This window comes from Flavobacterium sp. PL02, assembly GCF_035013205.1.
Lineage (GTDB): Bacteria > Bacteroidota > Bacteroidia > Flavobacteriales > Flavobacteriaceae > Flavobacterium.
The window spans coordinates 183,524-206,923 of the sequence record NZ_JAYGJP010000002.1 but is presented as its reverse complement, the minus strand read 5'-3'; the positions used below and the strand labels follow the sequence as shown (position 1 = coordinate 206,923).

At 32.2% G+C, this 23,400-nt stretch carries 22 protein-coding genes; 15 read left to right on the top strand and 7 right to left on the bottom strand.

Features of this window, described 5'->3' with window-relative positions; genetic code table 11:
* The first annotated feature begins 79 nt into the window (after positions 1-79).
* From SHI72_RS08830 to SHI72_RS08785, 10 genes are all read left to right on the top strand, one after another.
* Complete coding sequence (locus tag SHI72_RS08830; protein WP_052250158.1) at positions 80-1,558, top strand: SGNH/GDSL hydrolase family protein; 1,479 nt, start codon at positions 80-82, stop codon at positions 1,556-1,558.
* 82 nt (positions 1,559-1,640) lie between these two features.
* Positions 1,641-2,972, top strand: coding sequence for a GDSL-type esterase/lipase family protein (locus SHI72_RS08825; protein ID WP_323489739.1), 1,332 nt, complete (start codon positions 1,641-1,643; stop codon positions 2,970-2,972).
* 1 nt (position 2,973) lies between these two features.
* Positions 2,974-4,659, top strand: coding sequence for an MBOAT family O-acyltransferase (locus tag SHI72_RS08820; protein WP_323489738.1), 1,686 nt, complete (start codon positions 2,974-2,976; stop codon positions 4,657-4,659).
* Positions 4,660-5,354: 695 nt separating this feature from the next.
* Positions 5,355-6,707 (top strand): signal recognition particle protein, encoded by a 1,353-nt coding sequence (gene ffh / locus SHI72_RS08815; RefSeq protein WP_039112390.1) that lies wholly within the window; start codon positions 5,355-5,357, stop codon positions 6,705-6,707.
* A 144-nt stretch (positions 6,708-6,851) separates the two neighbouring features.
* Positions 6,852-7,733, top strand: a complete 882-nt coding sequence (locus SHI72_RS08810) for a bifunctional 5,10-methylenetetrahydrofolate dehydrogenase/5,10-methenyltetrahydrofolate cyclohydrolase (RefSeq protein ID WP_323489737.1) — start codon at positions 6,852-6,854, stop codon at positions 7,731-7,733.
* Between the two features lie 323 nt (positions 7,734-8,056).
* The gene (locus SHI72_RS08805; protein ID WP_323489736.1) at positions 8,057-8,530 is read left to right on the top strand and encodes a hypothetical protein; all 474 of its coding nucleotides are present in this window, start codon (positions 8,057-8,059) and stop codon (positions 8,528-8,530) included.
* Between the two features lie 101 nt (positions 8,531-8,631).
* A complete protein-coding gene (locus SHI72_RS08800) occupies positions 8,632-10,374 on the top strand; it encodes an ATP-binding protein (RefSeq protein ID WP_323489735.1) in 1,743 nt (580 codons plus the stop codon).
* Positions 10,367-11,113 (top strand): response regulator transcription factor, encoded by a 747-nt coding sequence (locus SHI72_RS08795; protein WP_323489734.1) that lies wholly within the window; start codon positions 10,367-10,369, stop codon positions 11,111-11,113. Before SHI72_RS08800 ends, SHI72_RS08795 begins: the two co-directional genes overlap by 8 nt.
* A 345-nt stretch (positions 11,114-11,458) precedes the next feature.
* Positions 11,459-11,749 carry a hypothetical protein gene (locus SHI72_RS08790; protein ID WP_052250156.1) on the top strand — a complete coding sequence of 97 codons (291 nt, stop codon included), beginning with the start codon at positions 11,459-11,461 and terminating at the stop codon, positions 11,747-11,749.
* A gap of 86 nt (positions 11,750-11,835) precedes the next feature.
* The gene (locus SHI72_RS08785) at positions 11,836-12,123 is read left to right on the top strand and encodes a hypothetical protein (RefSeq protein ID WP_323489733.1); all 288 of its coding nucleotides are present in this window, start codon (positions 11,836-11,838) and stop codon (positions 12,121-12,123) included.
* Between the two features lie 223 nt (positions 12,124-12,346).
* Here SHI72_RS08785 and rluF read toward each other — a convergent pair whose 3' ends face one another.
* The 3 genes from rluF to SHI72_RS08770 all read right to left on the bottom strand — a co-directional run bounded on the left by rluF (position 12,347) and on the right by SHI72_RS08770 (position 14,983).
* The gene (gene rluF, locus SHI72_RS08780; RefSeq protein WP_039119850.1) at positions 12,347-13,159 is read right to left on the bottom strand and encodes a 23S rRNA pseudouridine(2604) synthase RluF; all 813 of its coding nucleotides are present in this window, start codon (positions 13,157-13,159) and stop codon (positions 12,347-12,349) included.
* A 306-nt stretch (positions 13,160-13,465) separates the two neighbouring features.
* The gene (locus SHI72_RS08775; protein WP_039112384.1) at positions 13,466-13,801 is read right to left on the bottom strand and encodes an antibiotic biosynthesis monooxygenase family protein; all 336 of its coding nucleotides are present in this window, start codon (positions 13,799-13,801) and stop codon (positions 13,466-13,468) included.
* A 15-nt stretch (positions 13,802-13,816) separates the two neighbouring features.
* Positions 13,817-14,983, bottom strand: a complete 1,167-nt coding sequence (locus tag SHI72_RS08770; protein WP_323489732.1) for a cytochrome P450 — start codon at positions 14,981-14,983, stop codon at positions 13,817-13,819.
* A gap of 76 nt (positions 14,984-15,059) precedes the next feature.
* Between SHI72_RS08770 and SHI72_RS08765 the strand changes: the two genes are divergently transcribed.
* Positions 15,060-15,740, top strand: coding sequence for a winged helix-turn-helix domain-containing protein (locus SHI72_RS08765; protein ID WP_323489731.1), 681 nt, complete (start codon positions 15,060-15,062; stop codon positions 15,738-15,740).
* A 205-nt stretch (positions 15,741-15,945) separates the two neighbouring features.
* Here SHI72_RS08765 and SHI72_RS08760 read toward each other — a convergent pair whose 3' ends face one another.
* The 3 genes from SHI72_RS08760 to SHI72_RS08750 are packed head-to-tail and all read right to left on the bottom strand — an operon-like array spanning position 15,946 to position 18,724.
* Complete coding sequence (locus tag SHI72_RS08760) at positions 15,946-16,794, bottom strand: alpha/beta fold hydrolase (protein ID WP_086895465.1); 849 nt, start codon at positions 16,792-16,794, stop codon at positions 15,946-15,948.
* Positions 16,795-16,846: 52 nt separating this feature from the next.
* The gene (locus SHI72_RS08755; RefSeq protein WP_039112380.1) at positions 16,847-17,626 is read right to left on the bottom strand and encodes a zinc ribbon domain-containing protein; all 780 of its coding nucleotides are present in this window, start codon (positions 17,624-17,626) and stop codon (positions 16,847-16,849) included.
* A 3-nt stretch (positions 17,627-17,629) separates the two neighbouring features.
* Positions 17,630-18,724 carry a Nif3-like dinuclear metal center hexameric protein gene (locus SHI72_RS08750; protein ID WP_323489730.1) on the bottom strand — a complete coding sequence of 365 codons (1,095 nt, stop codon included), beginning with the start codon at positions 18,722-18,724 and terminating at the stop codon, positions 17,630-17,632.
* A gap of 172 nt (positions 18,725-18,896) precedes the next feature.
* Between SHI72_RS08750 and SHI72_RS08745 the strand changes: the two genes are divergently transcribed.
* Genes SHI72_RS08745 through SHI72_RS08730 form a run of 4 tightly spaced genes read left to right on the top strand, consistent with a single transcriptional unit; the run spans position 18,897 to position 21,215 of the window.
* Positions 18,897-19,145: a DUF2683 family protein gene (locus SHI72_RS08745; RefSeq protein WP_039112378.1), complete on the top strand. Its 249-nt coding sequence runs from the start codon at positions 18,897-18,899 to the stop codon at positions 19,143-19,145.
* Positions 19,121-19,402: a Txe/YoeB family addiction module toxin gene (locus SHI72_RS08740; RefSeq protein WP_323489729.1), complete on the top strand. Its 282-nt coding sequence runs from the start codon at positions 19,121-19,123 to the stop codon at positions 19,400-19,402. Before SHI72_RS08745 ends, SHI72_RS08740 begins: the two co-directional genes overlap by 25 nt.
* A gap of 3 nt (positions 19,403-19,405) precedes the next feature.
* Complete coding sequence (gene lpxK, locus SHI72_RS08735) at positions 19,406-20,431, top strand: tetraacyldisaccharide 4'-kinase (protein WP_323489728.1); 1,026 nt, start codon at positions 19,406-19,408, stop codon at positions 20,429-20,431.
* Positions 20,403-21,215, top strand: coding sequence for a purine-nucleoside phosphorylase (locus SHI72_RS08730; RefSeq protein ID WP_039112375.1), 813 nt, complete (start codon positions 20,403-20,405; stop codon positions 21,213-21,215). The genes lpxK and SHI72_RS08730 overlap by 29 nt, the downstream gene beginning before the upstream one ends.
* Here the strand turns inward: SHI72_RS08730 and SHI72_RS08725 are convergent.
* On the bottom strand, positions 21,212-23,389 hold the full coding sequence (locus SHI72_RS08725) for an ATP-binding protein (protein ID WP_086895470.1): 2,178 nt from the start codon (positions 23,387-23,389) through the stop codon (positions 21,212-21,214). The two genes, SHI72_RS08730 and SHI72_RS08725, sit on opposite strands and share 4 nt — an antisense overlap.
* Positions 23,390-23,400 lie beyond the last annotated feature (11 nt).

Here is a 23,400-nt window from a genome sequence, read left to right as displayed (position 1 = left end):
AAACGTTTTAATTAAATTAATAGGAAATTTGGATAATGGAGCTCTTATTGATTTTATTCTTCAAAATTTATAATTACAAGTGAATACAAAATCTTATTTTTTTCAGTCTTTTGCAATAGTAGCATTAGCATTTGTAGCTTTCATTGGTTTTAAACAAATATTACCAGATAAAATTTTTCCTGAAAGTAAAGTCGACTCCAAAAACGTACTTGTAGATAGTATGCTTTTAGAATCGTTTGAAAAAGAAGGCGTATCTAAAAAAAATGATAGCACCGATGCTGATGATGAAGCAGGGGAAAATATCGTTTTTAATGCTAATGAAGGAATCGAATTCCCTTCTGAAACTTTCGATAATTATAAAGGATATCAATACCTGATTTCTTTTTACGATAAATTATATCAATTAGAAAAACATCCTGAGGCAAAAGTAAGGATTGCGTATTATGGCGATTCTATGACCGATGGCGATTTAATTGTACAAGATGTTCGAAACAAATATCAAGAAAGATTTGGAGGTACAGGAGTTGGATTTGTTTCTATAACTTCTGAGTCAGCTGCATCAAGAGCTTCAGTAAAAGCGCTATATTCCAAAAACTGGAAAATGCAATCGTATCTTAATGTAAAGAGACCAACAAGTCCTTTTGGTGTAAACGGACACGTGTTTTTTGCAAATGATAAGTCAAATTCTACATGGGTTTCTTATGAGGCAGGTTTAAATAAATTTGCGACTAGTCTAGATAATCCAACCTTATATTACGGAAGATCATCAAAAACTGGAAAAGTGAATTTTATAATCGGAAAAGACACTATATCCAAAAGTCTTGCTCCAAATAATTTGGTCAACACTATAAAAGTAACTTCTAAAAGCATTAAAGCATTTAAAGCTAATTTTGTCCACGCAGATTCTATTCCTATTTATGGCTTCAATTTTGATAATGGTAGCGGAGTTCATGTAGATAACTTTTCGCAAAGAGGAAATTCAGGAATGCCAATTTCTATTTTTGATGCCAATGTAATGCAAAGTTTCAATGCCAATTTAAAATATGATTTAATCATTCTTCATTACGGAACCAACGTTTTAAATTATGGTACAAAAAATTATTCTTGGTATGGAAAAGGAATGACTAAAGCTGTTAATAAAATAAAAGCCTCCTTTCCAGGAGTTTCTATTTTGATTATCTCTACTGCAGATAAATCGACAAAATATGATATGCAAATGAAAACCGATTCGGCAGTTGTTCCTTTAATGAAAGCTCAAAAGCGTTACGCTTTAGAAACTGAATCTGGATTTGTTAATTTATATACGTTGATGGGTGGAGATGGTTCTATGGTAAAATGGGTAGATGAAGCACCAGCAAAAGCAAACAAAGATTATACACATTTTAATCAGCGTGGAGCCAAAGCAATTGGAGGGTTACTTTATGAGCAATTGAATCAAGGTTACGAACAATATAAAGTTTTGCGCGAAAAAAGGGAAGCGAACATAAGAAAAGGCAAAACAGTCAGGAAAACGAATACAGATTCCGTATCTGTAATAAACGATAGTGTAGATGAATAAACTTATTATTTTCTTTTGTTGTCTTCTTTTTGCGTCTAATAATAAAGCGCAAAAAACCGAGCCAATTTTAATAACTAAAAAGATGACTGACAAAATCGATACAACAACTGTTGAGCCTATATCAGGGAGTCAAATTTATAATGCAAAGGTTTTAGAGGATTTCTTTAAGAAATTAAAAAGCAATGAGAATCAAGGGAATCATAAAATAAACATTGTTCATATCGGAGATTCACACATTCAGAGTGATTTGATGACAAACGAGATTCGTAAAGATCTTCAAAAAGAATTAGGAAATGGAGGAAGAGGTTTTATTTTTCCGTATTCATTAGCAAAAACCAACGGTTCTTATAATGAACGCTTTCGTTCTAATAAAAGTTGGGAAAGTTACCGAAACATACTTCCGGAGAAAAAGTGCCCAATGGGGTTAAGCGGAATCGCACTTTGGAGAAATACGGATGGTTTTGTAATTGAGGTTAATGTAAAAGATCCAGCGTACAACTTTAATACTATAAAGATAATTACACCGCAAAACCAGCATATGTTTGATTTGGCAACTCGCATTCAAACCAATATGATTCAATCTTCGGAGAAAAAAGTAATTACACATAAAATAAAAAAAGGAGAGGCAATCTCGGTTATTGCAGATAAATACAATGTTTCAATTGCAGAAATTAAAAGAGCAAATCATTTAAAATCGAATGCAATTAGAGCGGGTAGAACTCTTAAGATTGTAACAAATGAAACACGTCCTAAAACAATCTCACAATCAGAGTATGTTCCTTTGGATATAGAATCAGATTCATTTTCTCATTATTACAATACCGAAAAAGCATTAGATAAGATCTATCTTATTCCAAATAAGGATGCTAAGAAATATGAGCTTAATGGGTTAATTCTTGAGAAGAATTCTCCAGGAGTAATTTATAGCAGTATTGGGGTAAACGGAGCTAAATTTTCGGATTATAATAAATACCCTGTTTTCTTTGAGCAAGTAAAATCGTTACATCCAGATATGATAGTGTTGTCATTAGGAACTAACGAAAGTTATGACCGATTAGAAGCTTCAGGTTACATAAAGCAACTACGCGAGTTTATAAGTAAGTTAAAAGAACAAAATATTCATGTTCCTGTACTGGTTATGACGCCACCGCCATCGCTGTTAAAAGGAAGAAAACCAAATACGTTTGTAGCCGATTATACAAAACATATTTATGAAACGGCTCAAACAGATGGTCTGGCAGTTTGGGATTTGTATAACGAATTTGGAGGAATGAGTGGTATTGGGAAATTAAAAGCTCAAGGATTAATTGGTCCAGATTGGGTACATTATTCTAAAAACGGATATGAAAAACAGGGAAGCTTGTTTTCGAAAGCATTATTAAACGAATACGATAATTTTAAATTAAAAAAATAAGTTGATAACAGTTGATAGCATTAATGATTGGTTCGTTCAAAATTTTGGTGCACTTACATTAGAACAGGTTAAGGGTTGGTTTATATATAACCCAGAAGAAAAATTATTATTCAACACAGGATTATTCTTAGGATTATTTCTGGTTTTTTATTTTGTGTATGCCTTTTTGCGCAAGACATTTTATCTAAGATTAACATATGTTATTCTATTCTCGCTTTTCTTCTATTATAAGTCAAGCGGAATATATTTCTTGTTATTACTACTTTCTTCGGTTGTAGACTATGGCTTGAGTCAGATAATATATAATGAAAGTGTAAAAAGCCGAAAGAAAATATACTTGATAATAAGTGTTATCCTAAACTTAGGATTACTTGGGTATTTTAAGTACATGAACTTTATGATAGTTACCTACAATGATATGTTTCATGGTAATTTTGAGCTTCATGATATTTTCCTTCCAGTTGGGATTTCTTTTTACACGTTTCAATCGATGAGTTATATTATCGAGATATATCGAGAAGAGATTAAACCGACAAAAAATTATATCGAATATTTATTCTTCGTTTCATTCTTCCCACAATTAGTTGCTGGACCGATTGTAAGAGCCAAGGATTTCTTACCGCAGATTTACCAAAAATTAAACCTTACAAAGGCAGACGTAAATAATGCGTTGTTTCTTATCATAGGTGGTTTAATTAAGAAAACAGTAATTTCTAATTATATCTCGGTAAACTTTGTAGATCGTGTTTTCGATTCACCGATGAGTTATACCTCATTTGAGAATTTAATGGCGTCTTATGGATATGCAATCCAAATTTATTGCGATTTCTCAGGATATTCAGATATGGCAATTGGTATTGCATTATTGCTTGGATTTAAATTGCCAGCCAACTTTAGAACACCATATAAATCGGTATCGATTACTGATTTCTGGAGAAGATGGCATATTTCATTATCAACTTGGTTAAAAGACTTTTTGTATATATCTATCGGAGGGAATAGAGAAGGAACATTCGCAGGATTTTTATTCCCGAGTTTATTCTTTTTCGGATTGTTACTTTGGGGAATCACAAATTCTGCCGAAAGTATAATCCCGTTAGTAATTGCTGTTGGAGGAATCGCTGTTTTTTGTTTGTCATTTTTGCTTTCAAACAAATTAAAGCAAACCATGGTAACTAATTTTAACCTGTTTACAACAATGCTTTTAGGAGGATTGTGGCATGGAGCGGGAGCACAGTTTATCATTTGGGGAGCATTACACGGGTTGGCATTAGCAGTTCATAAAATATTTGTAGAACTTTTCCCTTCTAAAAAAGAAAGTAACGGATTTAGTGCAATCTGGAAATTCTTCTCAATTGTACTAACATTCCATTTTGTGGTTTTCTGTTGGATATTCTTCCGTGCAAAAGATTTTGATACAGCAATACAAGTAATCAACAATATCGGACAATTAACATTCGAACCAGACCATTGGCAAACGATTGTATTAGGATATAAGAATGTGTTTTTATTAATGCTTTTTGGTTATGTATGGCACTTTTTACCAGAAGTGGTTACAGCCAAAATGAAATTAGTTTTTGATAAAACACCATTAATCGGTAAAGCAATTGTTTTAGGATTTGTGTATTGGATAGTTTACGCAACAGCAGTTGCAGGTTCACAGCCTTTTATTTACTTCCAGTTTTAGTTTTTAAGGTTCAAAGAAGCAAAGTTAAAAAGGCGCAAAGGTTTATTCTTTTGCGCTTTTTTCTTTCACGCAGATTTTGCAGATAAAGCTGATTTTTCTTCTGCTTAATGTAAAAAATAATCTGCCTAATCTGCGAGAAACAATGAAACCTTACGATTTTGCGACCGTGCAAACAAAAAAATTCGCGGACTTTGCGAAAAACTTTACGCACATTGCGGTTAATATTTATTTCCAGTTTTAAAAGAAAAGGTACAAAGAAGCAAAGTTACAAAGGCGCAAAGGTTTTATTCTTTTGCGCTTTTTTCTTTCACGTACATTTTGTAGATTTTTCTTCTACTTAATGTAAAAAAAAATCTGCCTAATCTGCGGAATCTGCGAGAAACAATGAACCTTACGATTTAGCGACCTTGCAAACAAAAAAATTCGCGGACTTTGCGAAAAACTTTGCGCACATTGCGGTTAATATTTAAAGCAAAAGATTAAAAGTTTTATAAAAATCGGCTTAAATCTTTTTTAATCTGCGTGAAACAAAAAACTTTGCTGTTTGGCTCTTGATAACTATCCGGATTGTGCGAAAAAAAAGCCTTGGGATCTTTGCGTAAAACCTTGCGAACTTTGCGGTTAAATGCAGTTAAATAAAAATTGCCTGAAATGTCTAATTAGATTATCTTTGCACTTCAAATAAAGAAAATAGTATGTTTGATAATTTAAGTGATAAGTTAGATAAAGCCTTCCATATATTAAAAGGACACGGTAAGATTACAGAAGTAAACGTTGCCGAAACCTTAAAAGAAGTTCGTCGTGCCTTACTTGATGCCGATGTTAACTTTAAAATTGCTAAAGATTTTACAACTAAAGTAAAAGAAAAAGCAATTGGACAAGACGTTTTAACTACACTTCAGCCAGGACAATTATTGGTGAAGTTAGTAAAAGACGAACTTACTGAATTAATGGGTGGTGATGTAGCAGGGATAAACTTGTCTGGTACTCCAAGCGTTATTTTAATGTCGGGATTACAAGGTTCAGGGAAAACTACATTCTCTGGTAAACTTGCTAATTATTTAAAAACAAAAAAGAATAAAAAACCACTTTTAGTAGCGTGTGATATTTACCGTCCAGCGGCGATAAACCAATTACATGTTGTAGGAGACCAAATAGGTGTTGAGGTTTACTCAGAACCAGAAAATAAAAATCCTGTAGAGATTGCACAAAATGCAATTAAACATGCTAAAGCTAATGGGTTTAATGTTGTTATTGTCGATACAGCAGGACGTTTAGCCGTAGATCAGGAAATGATGGACGAGATTGCACGTGTTCACAAAGCAATCCAGCCACAAGAAACTTTATTTGTTGTGGATGCCATGACAGGTCAGGATGCTGTAAATACTGCAAAAGCATTTAATGATATATTAAACTTCGACGGAGTTATCCTTACTAAATTAGATGGTGATACACGTGGAGGAGCTGCGATTTCTATTAAATCGGTAGTAAACAAACCAATTAAGTTTGTAGGTACAGGAGAGAAAATGGATGCAATCGATGTGTTCTATCCTATTCGTATGGCAGAGCGTATACTTGGTATGGGTGATGTTGTGTCGTTGGTAGAAAGAGCGCAAGAGCAATTTGACGAAGAAGAAGCAAGAAAAATCCAAAAGAAAATTGCTAAAAACGAGTTTGGTTTTGATGATTTCTTGTCACAAATTCAGCAAGTAAAGAAAATGGGTAATATGAAAGACTTGGTAGGAATGATACCAGGTGCTTCTAAAGCTATGAAAGATGTAGAAATCGAAGATGATGCCTTCAAGCATATTGAAGCAATCATACACTCGATGACTCCACTTGAAAGAAGCAAGCCAGCAGTTATCGATGTGAAAAGGAAAGCCAGAATCGCAAAAGGTTCGGGAACAAAAATCGAGCAAGTAAATCAGCTGATGAAGCAATTTGACCAAATGAGCAAAATGATGAAAATGATGCAAGGCCCAGGCGGAAAGAATTTAATGAAAATGATGGGAGGCATGAAAGGAATGCCAGGCGGAATGCCGAGATAATAAAAAAAATAAGTAAGGTTTAAAGTTTCAAGATAATTGAAATTTTAAACCTTAAACTTTTTAATATAAACACAACTAAATTGATTTAAGGTTTTAGAACCGAAAAAACTTTAAATCTTAAACTTTAAAAACCCTTTAAAAAAAATGCAACTACTAGACGGTAAAAAAACAGCTGAGGATATTAAAAACGAAATTGCAATAGAAGTGCAAGCAATTAAAGATGCTGGAGGAAAAGTACCTCATTTGGCAGCTGTGATTGTGGGTAACGATGGGGCTAGTTTAACTTACGTAGGTAGTAAAGTAAGATCTTGCCAACAAATAGGTTTTGATTCTACTTTGGTAAGTTTATCAGAAACAATTACAGAGGTAGAGTTATTGGCAAAAATTAAAGAACTAAACGAAGATGATAATCTAGACGGATATATTGTTCAGTTACCTTTGCCAAAACATATCAGTGAACAAAAGATTTTAATGGCAATAGATCCAGATAAAGATGTAGATGGTTTTCATCCTACTAACTTCGGAAAAATGGCTTTGGAGATGGATACTTTTATTCCAGCGACACCATTCGGGATTATGCAATTATTAGAGCGTTACAAGGTAGAAACTGCAGGGAAACACACTGTTGTTATTGGGCGTAGCCATATTGTAGGGCGACCAATGAGTATCTTAATGAGTCGTAAAGGAAATCCGGGAGATTCGACAGTGACATTAACACACAGCAGAACAAAGAATATCGAAGAATATACTAAAAATGCTGATATCATTATTACAGCTTTGGGAGTTCCAAATTACCTAAAAGCTCATATGGTAAAAGATGGCGTTGTGGTAATCGACGTAGGAATTACTAGAGTTGAAGATGCTACAAATCCAAAAGGATATGTAATTACAGGAGATGTTGATTTTGCTGAAGTAAGTAAGAAATCATCTTTTATAACACCAGTTCCTGGTGGAGTAGGACCTATGACAATTGCTATGTTGCTTAAAAATACATTATTAGCAAGGAAAATGAGAGCTGGAAAATAATATATTTCACTCATTGATATAAGTAAGCCTTAAACTTTTGTTTAAGGCTTTTTTTATGCTTTGTTTTCGGTTATATAATTTGTAAGAATTAATTTATAGTAGTGTGCCTTTTTTGATTAAAGGTAAATAAATCAGATAAACTGCAGGTTTTTAACTAGTTATTTGTTAATGATTAAAAGTTATTAAGAAAATGTTTGTTATATTTGAAATAGAAATAAAGTGTTGTTCATCCCGCATTTTTAGGCAAATATTTTATTTCTACGAACCTTATTTATTAACCATTCATAGGTCCCAAACCTATAAACTAACTAACTTTAAAAATTATGAGTACAACAAATTTAAACGTTGAAGGTAATGAAGTAATTACCATGCCTCCAGGAACCAAAATTTTTTCTGAAAATAATAATCCTGAGATAGGAAAAGTAACTTTTCCTGAAAGAAAATCTAAAGGGCTTTTGTCTCCACTTGTAGAAGCATATTATAATGCAGAGAATGATACGCTCTCTATAAATATTGTTGCCTATGTTGATTTAGATAGAAGGAATGAGGTTTTTCAATATGATATTTTCCAAAATACTTATATAGATATTGATGGAAATCCTCAATTGCAATTTTTTATAGCCTATAATATGCCTGAACAGGATGCGTGTACATTCTCTGTTCATGAGCTTAAATTTAAGGCAAATCCATATGCATTCATAGGTGATTTTTCAAAAATAAAAACAATTCAGACTTTTCTTTGGGATATAGATCCAATAGCTTCTAGAGGAACAGAAACTACTGTTCTACCTGGATAAAAATTATTGTTAAGTCTATAATAAAAGCGGGATAGATAAATAAATTTCTATAACGCTTTTATATAAATATCAATATGTAAAATATAAAGTATAAGAGTATAATGACTAAAATTAAATTATTTGCTACTTCAATATTGTTTTTTCTTTCCTTCCTTCTTTTTTCACAGGAGCGACAAGATGTTGGTAGTTTAATGGATTTAGCAATTAAAGCAAAAGTCAAAAAGTTTAAAGAGAATGTCAATTTTAATAAAGCTCAAATGTTTTTTAAACAAGGTAATTGGGATTCGACCCTTGTTTATTCTATGAAAGAAATAAGTAATACAACAAATAAGGAGCTTACAGATTATTGTCATTATTTTAGAGGGATTAGTTTTAAGGAAAAAAAATTACTTAATGAATCCAAAAAAGAGTTTAATGAAATTTCTAATGATTTTCAGTTTTTTTATAAAGTAAAAATGAAATTGGGTGAAATTGCATTAGGGCAAAATGAATTTAAAAATGCTTTGCAGTATTTTCAAGAAATAGAGAAATTTCCTAATACTGTTAGTTATGATTATAAAAGGAGCAATGTTTTACATAATATAGGATTGTGTTATTTACATCTTAAAGAATTTGATAAAGCAGAAGAGTATTTGTTTAAAGGTGCGAAATTACATGAGGTTGAAAAAGATACTTTATCCTTAATTGGATCCTATATGGATATTGCTACTTTATATTATGAACAATATAAGGACAATCAGGCAATTCCTTATTTTGAAAAGGGGTATCACCTTTCTAAAAAAGTAAAATCTTTTGCATTTAAAAAAACTGCGACATTAAATATGGCAGTAGTTGAGGAGAATAGAAAAAATTTCCCGCTTGCTCTAGCTTATCGTAAAGAATACGAGACTTGGAAAGATTCTTTAAACGATCAGAATAAAGTTTGGGCAATTGCTGATTTGGAAAAGAAATTTGCAGTAAAGCAAAAGCAAAAAGAAGTAAATATACTTGAAGCGGAGAATAAGATAAAAATAGCAGAGAGAAATAGTTTGTTGTTTTCTTCTGTCCTATTGTTAATCTTGTTTGGAACAGGGGTATATTTTTACAGGCAAAAAATAAAAAATAATAAAATTATCCTGGCTCAAAAAGAAGAGTTAGACAAATTAAATGCTACAAAAGATAAGTTATTCTCTATAGTAAGTCATGATTTACGATCTTCGGTTAATGCTTTAAAAACAAGTAATAGCAAGTTAATTGAGAGTTTAGAAACCAAGAATTACACAGAGTTAGATGTACAACTACATAACAATAGTGCAATTGCTAACGGAGCTTATAATTTGTTAGATAATTTACTCAATTGGGCTTTGTTGCAAACGAAACAAACCTATTTTTTTCAGGAATCGCTGCATTTGGCGACAATTGTACAACATGTAGAATATAATTATAAGCCATTAATGATAAATAGAAACATCAGTTTTGAAAATAGAGTTTCTACTACAGATTATGTATTTGCCGATATGGATTCACTTAAAATAATTATCCGTAATATATTAGATAATGCGATTAAGTTTACGAAAGACAATGGCAATATTTCGATTTACACCCGAGATTCAGATGATGATTTTTGTTATCTAGTTGTCGAAGATACCGGATTAGGGATGAGTGCTTCTACACAAGAAGAGCTATTGAAAAAAACAGCATTACTTTCTAAAAAGAAAAATGATGATACAATAGGAACTGGATTAGGAATGCAATTATGCAAAAGTATGATCTATAAAAATGGTGGTAGATTAGAAATTGAGAGTGAAGAAAATGTTGGAACTAAAATAATTATAGTATTACAAAAGTTTAAAAATCATGGATAATATAAATGTACTTATTATCGAAGATACTCCAGCAGAAAGCGATGCGCTTGTAAAAGTGCTTACCGCTAATAATTATAATATTGTAGGCATTGCGCCTACTTATAACGAAGCATTAACATTGTTTTATAATAATGCGATAGATGTTGTAGTTATAGATGTTTTTTTAGACGGAAAACCAGACGGAGTTACTTTTGCAGAAACAATTAATATTGTTCCTAATGGGTTAAAACCATTTGTTTTCCTGACAAGCTCCAAAGATCGTCAGATTTTTGAAAGAGCTAAACTTACTAAACCATTTAGTTTTTTATTAAAACCATTTAACGAACTAGAAATCTTGTATGCCTTAGAAATGGCAGTCGAGAAGTTTTATGGTCAGACCAATGTTTTTATTGGCGAAGAACAAGATACCGTTATAAGTGACGACTATCTTTTTATCAAAAAAAATAAAGCTTTAAAAAAAGTTAGAATTGAGGATATAGTCTATATAGAAGTTGAAGACAGATATTGCAATATAATAACAGACGTCGAAAAATTTGTAATCTTAATATCTCTTACCAAAATCATTCAGTTTTTGGACCCGGCTAAATTTAGTCAAACACACCGTAACTATATTGTAAATTTAAGCAAGATAGAAGAGATAATTGTCAATGATAATCTCGTTGTTTTAAAAGGAAACCACAAAGTTGTCCTAAGCGAGAAATACAGAGATTTCGTTAAAAAGTTTCGCGTATTGAGATAATCTTACTTTATATAATTCTCTACAACTAAAACCTCATTCATATTATATGAAGGAGTTTTTTTTGCTTATTTACTTTAGGGAAAAATCCCATACTACTTTTTTTACTTTTCATGACAATGATTTCCGTTCTCATGACATTTTCTTATTTAAAGATTTAATTGTGCTATAGTTTTACTATAGGGAATTGATTAAAGCTAGCATAATTTAATTCTCCATGACTTCTTACTTGCCTGATAATTTATCAGGCAAGTAATTCATTAAATAGAGTTTTCGTGCTCTATTTAGAAACGTGGCGTTTCCGAAAAGCCTTATGAGTAGGACCAAGAACAATTAAATTATAACATTATGTCAAGTCAAACCCAAGTCTTAGAAAACCATGAGCCTATATTAGGTGGATGGACAGATTTTCGCAAACCTACAGCTGCAGATTTATTATTATTTAAACAAGCCTTAGAAGGTTATGTTGGAGTAAAATATATCCCTACGGCAGTTGCGACACAGGTGGTAGCAGGAATAAACTATCGTTTTAGATGTACTGCGTCAATTCCGCCTTCAGAGATTGCTTATGAAGCTATAGTGAAGATTTTTAAACCACTAGTTGGTGACCCGCATGTTGTGAAAATAACAAGGATTTAATACTCAAAAAAAGTTCAGTATCAATTTTTAAAAAGAGATTTCTGAAGATTCGAAGAGTAATTAAAGTAATTTAAACTATAGAAATTATGTCAAATAATGCCCTAATAAATAATACGGAGACACTACTGGGAGGATGGACACTTTATCATACTCCAACCCCAGAAGATTTACAAATATTCAGAAAAGCAATGAATGGTTTGCTTGGAGTGAAATATAATCCAACTGCAGTTTCGACGCAGGTTGTGGCAGGAACAAATTATCGTTTTAAATGTAATGCAATAGTTGTTTCGTCTGGACTTCCTTATGAAGCTCTCGTTGAGATTTATGATCCATTGTCTGGAAATCCTGTTCTTACAGGAATAACACCGATTTAATATTTTTTTTAGAAAAGTGAAATTTTGAAATTATTTAAAAAGAAGCGAATCTGAATAGTAAATAAATAATTTTTAAAAATGTATATTAAGGTAATTGGAGTTGAATATTCAGTTATCATAAAATAACATTACTTGTTGGTAAAAAATAAGATTGTAGAAAAAGAAAAGCCTGGAATTTCGGTTCCAGGCTTTCTTTGTTATATAGATTTGTAAGTATAAGAGTTTAATAGTCTCCTCTTTTCTTAAATCGAGGATCGTCTCTTTTTATAAATTCAGTTTTTCTTCTCGGAGTTTCTATCTTAGGTAAGCTTGCTTCCTCAGTCTTACTAGAAGGTTCAATAAGCTCATTCAATTCTTTAATTTCAGCATCTGTTAAATCACGGTAGCGACCTACGGGAACATCAAGAGAAATATTAATAATACGAATACGCTTTAAGGCAGTAACTTCATAGCCTAAATATTCCGCCATTCTTCGAATCTGACGGTTTAAACCCTGAGTTAGGATAATCTTAAAGATATATTTGCTTATTTGCTCTACTTTACATTTTTTAGTTACTGTATCAAGAATAGGGACACCATTTCCCATTCGCTCAATAAAGCGATCAGTTATAGGTTTACTTACAGTTACAGTATATTCCTTTTCGTGATTATTTCTTGCGCGCAGAATTTTGTTTACAATATCACCATCATTGGTCATAAATATTAAACCTTCACTGGCTTTATCCAATCTCCCAATTGGGAAAATACGTTTAGGATAATTAATGTAATCTACAATATTGTTACGAACCTCCAGATTAGTGGTGCATTCGATTCCAGCAGGTTTATTAAAAGCTAAATAAACTGGTTTTTCGTGTTTTTCTACGATTAACTTTCCGTCTATGCGTACTTCGTCATCAGGTGAAACTTTCGTTCCCATTTCAGGTACAATTCCGTTTATGGTTACACGTCCTTCTTCGATTAGTTTATCAGCTTCACGACGAGAACAATATCCAGTTTCTCCAATGAATTTGTTGAGGCGTTTTAGATTTTCTTCCATAGTGCAAAAGTAGTCAAAAAATAGACATCTTTAATTTTAGACATCTTAGATTGTTAGACCTTTTAGACTTCTTAGATTTTAGATTTTAGATTTTAGATTTTAGATTTTTCGAAATCTTTAAAAAAAGCATTTTGCTTTTTTTTTAACCTCAGAACCTCAGAACCTCAGAACCTCAGAACCTCAGAACCTCAGAACCTCAGAACCTCAGAACCTCAGAACCTCAGAACCTCAGAACCTCAGAACCTCAGTCCCGAAGCCTCGGGATCAGAACCTTTGTTCCTTTGCAACTTTGTCCCTTTGAACCTCTTAAAAAGGACTATCCTTTGGCGTTTCTTTCCTGTCGAACATTCCGTAATCCCTTTTTACATCGGCAATTCTTAAATGATAATCTTTAAAAATTTCTTGTCGCCCTTTAGACTGTGCATTACGGTGCATTTCGAGATTTCTCCATTGTTGGATGCTTTCTTCATCTTTCCAAAATGATAAAGACAAAACTTTTCCAGGGTCATTAAAACTCTGAAATCGTTCTATAGATATAAAACCAGAGATTTTATCTAGCTCAGGGCGTAAACTTGCAGCGATGTCAAGATATTCTTGTTTTTTTTCTTCGTTAGGAATTACTTCAAAAATTACTGCTATCATGTTGTTTAATTTAAATTATTGAATCGAAATCCAGATGTTTTTAGGTAATCTGGCATTTATCATAGGTTCGTACAGAATGTTATTTTCTAGAATTGCAATTGTATTATAATTATTAAATAAATGAAATAAAGTCTCAGTTGTAAGATGAATCGAAAAGTATTTAGCCAGGCACATATGCCCTCCAATCCCAAAGGTAAGATTCTCATCATTATTGATTCTTTCGATATCAAAACTCAAAGGATTATCAAATTTTTTTTGGTCACGATTTGCAGCTGCAAGAACCAATAATAGAGTTTCATTTTTTTTAATTATAGTTTTATCTAATACAATATCCGTAATTGCAAGTCTTCTTGTATTATGAATTGGAGGGTCAAAGCGCAGGGTTTCAATAACTAATTTTTGTATCTGTGTTTTATTAATATTGTTTTTAGGTATTAGATTATGAGTATTAATAATTTGTAATAGAGAGTTACTCAAAAGACCTCTGCAAGCATCGTAACTTTGAATCAACAATCCAATTAAATTGCTTACAGATATTGTTATCGTTTCCTCCAAAGAAATAGTATGCGATTCGGATATTTTATCTAGTAAAGGCTTATAAAAACTAAGACTTGATAAGTGCTTTTTTACTATTGAATAACTGCTTTCTGAAATTTCATTAATTGCCTGAACCTGTTCTGCAGATTTATTTAGCAGCATCATTTTTACAAGAAGTTCTATTTTTTCAGAAATGAATTTGCAATCATCTTGCTCAAAGCCAAAGCTTTTTAAAATAACCAAAACAGGAAGCTTTTTGCAAACAGAATCAACCCAATCTATTTTGTTTTCGATTAAATCATTATCTAATAATTCGACAATGATTTGATTAATGTCAATTGATTTGATGTTGGCAAATAAAATCATTGCAGTTTCTTTTGCAATTGCATGTTGGGTTCCGTTTGATAATCGGGATAAATGATTGATGATTTTTAAAGCGTGCTCATTAAGTTTCTGTTCGTTATTAGGATTAATAGTTGGGATATTTACGTTGAGACTATTTAGAATTTCTGTGCAGTATTCATGAGAATAAATTGCCCAAATTTGGTTTGCCTCATCCCAAAAGACAGGATGATCATCAAGCATTGTTTTATATATAGCATACGGGTCTTTAATATCTGATTGAAAGAATAAAGTAGGTGACATAGATTATGATTTTTAACAAAGTTATTTAACTTTACACGTAGATACTTCAGTTTAGATTTAACTATGATTGCATAAAATGGAAGAACAGTTTATAAAAATCGCAACATTAATCGGTGATCCAACCCGAGCATCAATTATGTGGGCGTTGCTCGACGGAAAAGCGTTTACAGCTACAGAACTGGCAATTGTGGGGAATACATCGCCGCAAAATATAAGCATGCATTTAGGAAAGTTATTAGATGCCGATTTGCTTTGTGTAGAAAAACAAGGACGCCATAAATATTATCGATTTTCAAGTAAAGAAATTGCTTATGCTATCGAAGGGATGGCAAGTCTTATTCCGCCACAAGAAGTTTCGAGAAAAAAGAATACAGAAAAGCTTCCGCCAATAAAACATTGCAGAACATGTTATGATCATTTAGCAGGGAAAATAGGTGTGGCTTTTACGAATAGTTTATTAGAGCAAAATATAATTATTGATACTAATAATGATTTTGAAATTAGTCCCGAAGGGATAAAATGGTTTTCAGATTTTGGTATAAATGTAGATGAGGTTAGGAAACAAAGGCGTTTATTCTTGAAACCATGTCTTGATTGGAGCGAAAGAAAAAATCACATGGCAGGATCTCTAGCTACGTCATTATTGAATAAAATGATATCCAATGATTGGTTGCGAAAAACTGAAAATTCAAGAGCAATAATTATTACTGGGAAAGGGGAGAAAGAATTATACAAACAATTTAAAATAGTAGTTTAGACTTCTTAGATTGTTAGACCTTTTAGACTTCTTAGATTTTTAGTGAATTAAAAAAAAGCAGAATGCTTTTTTTAGAACCTTAGAACCTTAGAACCTTAGAACCTTAGAACCTTAGAACCTTAGAACCTTAGAACCTTAGAACCTTAGAACCTTAGAACCTTAGAACCTTAGAACCTTAGAACCTTAGAACCTTAGAAAACCTCTTTTAAGGAAACAAAAAAGCAACTACTTTTTGGTACAGCTCATCATCATGCATACCGTGGCCTAAACCATTTGTAGCTATAAATTGGCTATTTTTCCAAGTGCTGGCTATTTTTTCCCCTTCTTCAAAAGCGACTACGTTATCTTCGACATCGTGTGCAATTAATCCTTTGACTGTGAAATTTGAAGCGAATTTTTTTCCAGAGAAGTCTTCCAGTTTTAAGTTGAAACGATTTACAAAACGATTCTCTAAGAGAGGGACCATTTTTTCGTTTAGGCTTAACATGGAAATGTAATTATTGATAAGAGTTTGTAAATCTGATGGAGCACCTAGAATGACCATTTTTTGAATACTGGTTTCTGGATATAAATGCTGGTGATATACACAAGCGGCTCCGCCTATAGAATGACCAATTATAATTGTAGGCTGGTATTTTTGTACGGCTTTGTTAATGAATTCTGCGTAAAGAGGCACGTTGAATTCTTTACCGCTACTTTGTCCGTGAGCAGGTGCATCTATGGCAATAATGGTGCTTCCTGATTGTTGTAAGTGAGGGAGTGTTTTTTGCCAACGCGAAGCGTTACTTTCCCATCCGTGAACGAGTAATATTTTGGTGTCATTTCCTTCCCAAGTATAAGTCTGGAAATGATGCTCGTTATGATGGAACGTTTCAGTTTTGGTATCTTGTAATATTTCTGGTAAGTTTTCTTTGCTTAATCTTCCTTCTCTTGGTTGGCTAAAAAGGGCGTATGAAATCTGCGCAGCTTTTTCTGGACGTACATAACTTAAAAAGTTAATATATTGCCCAACGGATTTTAATGTTATGAAACGAATACCTTCTTTAAGTCCCAAAATTGTAATTTTTAATATAAAAAAAGCCCCGAACTTCGAGGCTTTATATTCTTTAGAATTTAGAAAATAATAAATCCATTTTCTCTTTTTCTTCTTCTGCTAATGCACTGTCAACTAGGATTCTTCCAGAATGCTCATCAGTGATGATTTTTTTTCTAGAGGCAATCTCTACTTGTGTTTGTGGTGGAATAGTAAAGAAAGAACCTGCAGATGCACCTCTTTCAATAGATACTACAGCCAAACCATTGCGAACACTAGTTCTGATTCTTTTGTAAGCCGCTAATAAACGGTCTTCGATTAAAACTTCGTACTCAGCTGATTTCTCAGATAAGAAGATTTCTTCTTTTTGAGTTTCGGCCATAATCGCATCCAATTCAGATTTTTTGTGTTTTAGATGAGAAGATTTAGACTCTAGCCTTTCTTTTAAACCAGAGATTACTTCTTTTTTATGCTCAATAGAAACTTTCATTTCTTTGATTTGCTTTTCAGCTAATTGAATTTCTAATTCTTGAAATTCAACTTCTTTAGTCAAAGAGTTAAATTCTCTATTGTTACGAACTGATTCTTGTTGTTTTGTGTACTTTTTGATGGCTTCTTTGTGATCATCAATAGCATTTTTTCTAGTCTTGATTTGCTCTTCAACTATTTCTAGTTCGCTTTTCAATTTTTCTGAACGTGTGCCTAAACCTGCAACTTCATCTTCTAAATCTTCCACTTCTAATGGAAGTTCTCCTCTTACGTTTCTGATTTCGTCAATTCTAGAGTCAATTAGCTGTAAATCGTAAATTGCTCTTAACTTGTCCTCAACACTTAATTCTTTCGTATTCGCCATATTCTATAAGTACTTAACTGGATTTGTATTTTCTTCTGATAAAATGATTGCAAAATTAAGGATTTTTTTCCGAAGATAATCAACAATATAATTTTTTGTATAGCGTTCGCTTTCAAAATGTCCAATATCGGCTAATAGTAATTGATTTTCGGCTTCGTAAAACTGATGGTATTTTAAATCGGCTGTCAAAAAAGCATCGGCTCCAGCCTGAATTGCATTTTTTATAGCAAAACTTCCAGATCCGCCAAGAACAGCAACTTTATGGATTTTTTTGCCTGTATAGGCAGAATGTCTAATACCATCTGCTAACATTTTTTCTTTTACAAATGGTAAAAAGTCTGTTTCGTTCATCGGAGTTTCAAATTCTCCAATCATGCCTAAACCTATGTTTTGATGTGCATTTTGTAAATCATAAATTTCATAAGCAACCTCCTCATAAATATGATTGGCAAACAATGCTTTTAGAATTTTTGATTGCAAGTGTTTTTCAAAAACAACTTCGATCTTTATTTCATTCCCAGTATGTAATTTCTCTTTTTCTCCAATAACAGGATTACTATTCTCATTTCCTTTAAAAGTAAAAAAACCTTCGGTGTTAAAACTGCAATTGTCATAATTGCCAATTTTTCCTGCTCCAGCTTCAAACAAAGCATTACGGACTTTCTCGGAATTATCAGGAACAGTATAAGTTACTAATTTCTGAATGTAATTTTGTTTCGGAATCAAAACCGTAGTATTTATCAAACCTAAAGCATCACAAAATATTTTGTTTACACCTTGTGAGTGATTGTCTAATGCGGTATGAACGGCATAAATAGCAATATCATTTTTTATGGCTTTAAGGATAGCACGTTCTACATAATTCTTCCCAGTTATCTTTTTTATCCCAGAAAATAGAATTGGATGAAAACAAACAACCAGGTTACAATTTTTGGCAATAGCTTCGTCAATTACATTTTCAAGCGCATCGTGACAAACCAAAACTCCTGTAGCTTCTGTAGATGAATCACCAACTAAAAGCCCGACATTGTCAAAATCTTCGGCGTAAGCCAAAGGAGCCATCTCTTCGAGAACTGCTAATATTTCTTTGATTTTCATTGTTACTTTTTGTTTCAAGTTTCAGGTTTCAAGTTTTGCATAGGAACTTGAAACCTGAAACAAATTAACGAAAAATATTATACTTTATTTAATTTAAAGGAGTAGGTATCTAATTTAAATTATCTAAACGATGATATGTATTTCGTATATTTGTAATTCTAAATCATAGGTCATGACTACAATAAAAATTAACGAGCAAACGAAGACAGGAAAAGCATTTATGGCGATGTTTGAAGCTTTTTTTAAAGGTGTTGAAGGTATTGAGATCGTTGAGCCAACTTATGGACAGGTTAATGAAGAACCGAGTATTTATAGTTCTGAATTTGTTGAAAAGGTTAAAAAAGCAGAAGAGAATATTAAAAAAGGCGAAACTACAACGCTGAATCCAGATGATATATGGGGAAGTTTAGGGTTGAAGTAACGAAGGTTGCAAATCAAGATATTGAAAAACATAAAAAATCAGGGAATAAGACTTCTACTAAAAACATTGCTAAAATTTTAATCGATCTTACGGAAAATCCATACGAGGGTTTTGGAAATCCTGAACAACTAAAATATGAATATACAGGATATTGGTCTAGACGCATTAATCAGAAAGATCGATTAGTTTATCGGGTTGAAGACGATATTGTAACTGTTTATGTAGTTTCAGCCATGGGACATTATTCTGATAAATAAATTATGAATTTACTTCGAAAATTACTTTTTCCATTTTCCATTTTATATGGAATCATCACTAGCATTCGGAATTTTCTTTTTGATAAAGGAGTTTTAAAATCAACATCATTTGATATTCCGATTATTGCAGTTGGTAATCTTAGCGTTGGAGGAACAGGTAAAACACCTCAAATAGAATATTTAATCCGATTATTATCAAATACATATCAGGTTGCTACGCTTAGTCGTGGGTATAAACGACAATCAGAAGGTTTTGTACTTGCTGATGAAACCTCTAATGCTGTTATATTAGGAGATGAGCCTTTTCAGTTTTTTCAAAAATTTAAAAATATTCAAGTTGCAGTAGATGCAAACCGAACAAACGGAATCCAGAAATTACTTTCGCAGCCTAAAAAGCCTCAGGTAATTTTGCTTGATGATGCATTCCAACACCGAAAAGTAAAAGCAGGGTTTTATATTTTGCTTACTTCGTATGGCGATTTATATGCTGATGATTGGATGTTGCCAACTGGAAATTTACGAGAGAGCAGGAGTGGAGCTAAAAGAGCAAATATTGTTATTGTAACCAAATGTCCTTCTGGTCTTCAGGAATCGGAGCAGCAAAATATTCGTAGAAAGCTAAAATTAGAACCATCACAAGAATTATACTTTACTTATATTGATTATGATGATTGCATTTATTCTCAAACTGGGAAATTAGCAATCGAAGAAATTAAAAACGAACCAAAATTACTTTTGGCAGGAATTGCAAAGCCAGCACCATTTTTTAAGTTTTTAAAATCTAACGGCGATGAATGTCTTACATTCCCTGATCATCATCACTTTACAGAAACGGATATTACAACGATTGCGAATAAAGCAAAAAAACATAAAATTATTACAACCGAAAAGGATTATGTTCGCTTAAAAGACACTAATATTGCGCCGCAATTATTTTATTTGCCGATAAAAAGTACTTTTATTAATTATCAAAATGATTTTGATACAACAATTTTAAATTATGTGGGAAAAAGTTCAGGAAACAGTTAGTTATATAAAATCAAAAACACAGTTCACGCCAGAATATGGAGTGATTTTAGGTTCAGGTTTAGGAGGTTTTACAAATGATATAGAAATAGAATTTACATTACCTTATAATGAAATCCCTAATTTTCCGGTATCTACAGTTCAAGGTCATAAAGGAGCTCTGGTTTTTGGAACTATTGGAGATAAAAAAGTGGTTGCGATGCAAGGTCGTTTTCACTTTTATGAGGGATATACTATGGAAGAGGTTACTTTTCCGGTTCGAGTAATGAAGTTTTTGGGAGTTACCAAGTTAATGGTTTCTAATGCTTCAGGAGGAGTAAATGCTGCTTACAAAGTGGGTTCAATCGTAATTATTAAAGATCATATTAATTTTGCACCAGAGCATCCTTTGCGTGGTAAAAATGATGACCGTTTTGGACCTCGATTTGTAAATATGAGCGAGCCTTATTCTAGAAAAATGATTATTAAAACCAAAGAAATTGCATCAAGATTGAATATTGAAATTCATGATGGTATTTATTTTGGTTTACAAGGACCAACTTTTGAAACTTTGGCTGAATATAAAATGGTTAAAATTCTTGGAGCAGATTGCGTAGGAATGTCAACTGTGCCAGAAGTTATCGTTGCACGTCATATGGATGTAGAAACTTTTGGAATCTCTGTAATTACCGATATGGGTAACGAAGAAAGTATAGATACAATCTCGCATGATGAAGTTCTTGAGGCGGCAAAAATGGCCGAGCCTAAAGTAAGAGCTTTAATAAAAAACTTGATTTTAGAGTATTAAGCGCTTACGTTAAAACATTTAGCGATAATGCTGTAAAATTCATCAGGAACAAAGGGTTTTGTTATTACGTCGTTCATCCCGAATGATAATAACATTTCCCTGTTCTCATCTAGAGAAATAGCCGTTAAAGCTATAATTGGTGTTATTTTATCAAATTCTCTAATATATTTAGTGGCAGTAGTACCATTTATTCCAGGTAAATGCACATCCATTAAAATCATATCAAATCGTTTGATTTTTAATAACTCAATAGCATCTTCTCCATTGTCGATTACCTCGCAGGTTATACCTTTATTCTCGAGCATTTTACGAGTAATCATTTGATTAATCCTGTTGTCTTCTATCAACAGAATATTTTTGTCTTTTAATTCGTAGTCGTTGTACAATTTGGTTTCTTCTTTAATAGCTAATGGTTCACTATCTATTTGGAATTTTAGTTTAAAAGTAAAGGTAGAACCTTTACCAACTTCACTTTTAAGATTGATTTCCCCACCTAGCATTTCGGTTAATTTTTTTACAATCGTGAGTCCCAAACCAGTTCCTCCATATTTTCGGTTAACTTCTATAGAGCCTTGCGAAAAACTTTCGAAAACGGTTTGTAATTTGTCTTCAGGAATTCCTATTCCAGTATCAACTATTTCAAAATAAACAGTTGCTGCTTCATCTTCTAATGAATGTAATTTTACAATCACATTAACACGTCCGTTTGCTGTAAACTTTAAGGCATTATTAATCAGGTTCATTATAATCTGAGACAATTTTGTTGGATCACCAATTAAATTGTCAGGAATACTTTTATCGATGTCTAGATTAAAATAATTTTTATTGGCAGTAGCCAATTCCTTCAAAGAGCTTTGTATGTTTATTAATAATTCTTTTAGATTAAAACTTATATTTTCGGTTTCAAGCTTATTAGAATCTATTTTATTGATTTCTAGGATTTCATTAATAAATGTAGTCAAATAATTCCCCGAAAACTTTAATGATTCTAAGTATTTTTTCTGTGATTTTTTAGGGTTATCTTCTATTAATAAATGTGTAATTCCGTTAATTGCATTAAGAGGAGTTCGTAATTCATGACTTACCGTCGATAAAAATTCAGATCTGGCTTTAGATGCTTTTTCGGCCTTATTTTTTGCAATAATTAACTCATTATTTTTTTCTCTCAAAAGCATATTATTCTGATTTCGAATAATGTTGTTTTTGTAAAGTGATAAACTCAAAAGAGATAAAATAGAGATTAAAGCAATAGCAAGAATACTTATTAATTTAGAATACTTGTATGTTTTTTTATCTTCAAGGTCTTTCTTCTCTTTCTGGATAGCTGAGTTTATTACCTCTTTAGTTTTAAATTTTTTAAAATCATCAAAATCAGATTTTGAGTTTTTTAATTTATAAATATAGTTTTTTAATTGATAATGTTCATCTAGATAAGTGTAAGCTCTGTCATAATCCTGATGGTTTTTATAATATTTGCTTATGGCTAATAAAATAGTTGCCTTCTGGTTAAGGTCATTGCTTTTTGTGGTTAAGGCTAATGCTTTTTCCAGATAATGTATAGCAGAATCATTTCTTTTTAAATGACTCTCGATAAGTCCGAGTTGATAGTAAGCGTCAGTTTTTGTTTTTAAAGTATTTTTACTATCTGGTAATTCGGTTATTTTTTTGAATGTAGAGATTGCTAAATCATATTCATGATTAGTCTTTAAAGCTATTCCTTTTTGAAGGGTTAATGCTTGGCTTGAGTCAACGATATTTAGCTGTTTGAATACCGATTTTGACTTGTCAAAATACGTTTGAGCAAGATTATGCTTTCCTCTTTCGGTATTGGTTATACCAATATAATGAAGAGCAAGCGCTTTGGTAATAGATAAAGGTTTGTCTTTTAATAAATCAACACTTTTGTTGAAGTTGATTAAAGCCTCATCATATTTTTTTTGATTGTAGTAAATTTTACCAAGCTTAAAAGTTTGGTCAGCCTGGTTTTCTATTTTGTGGTTTGTTTGGCAAAATAGAATTGATTTTTCGGTAAAAAGCTGCGCCTGACTGTATTTGTTTTCTTTAAGACTAGAGTTTGCCTGTTGGTCATAATAGACAACACTATCTGTATTCCGATTGAATTGGGAATACAAAAATGAACTGAAAAAACTGATTAGGATAAAAAGATATTTCATGTATTGTAATA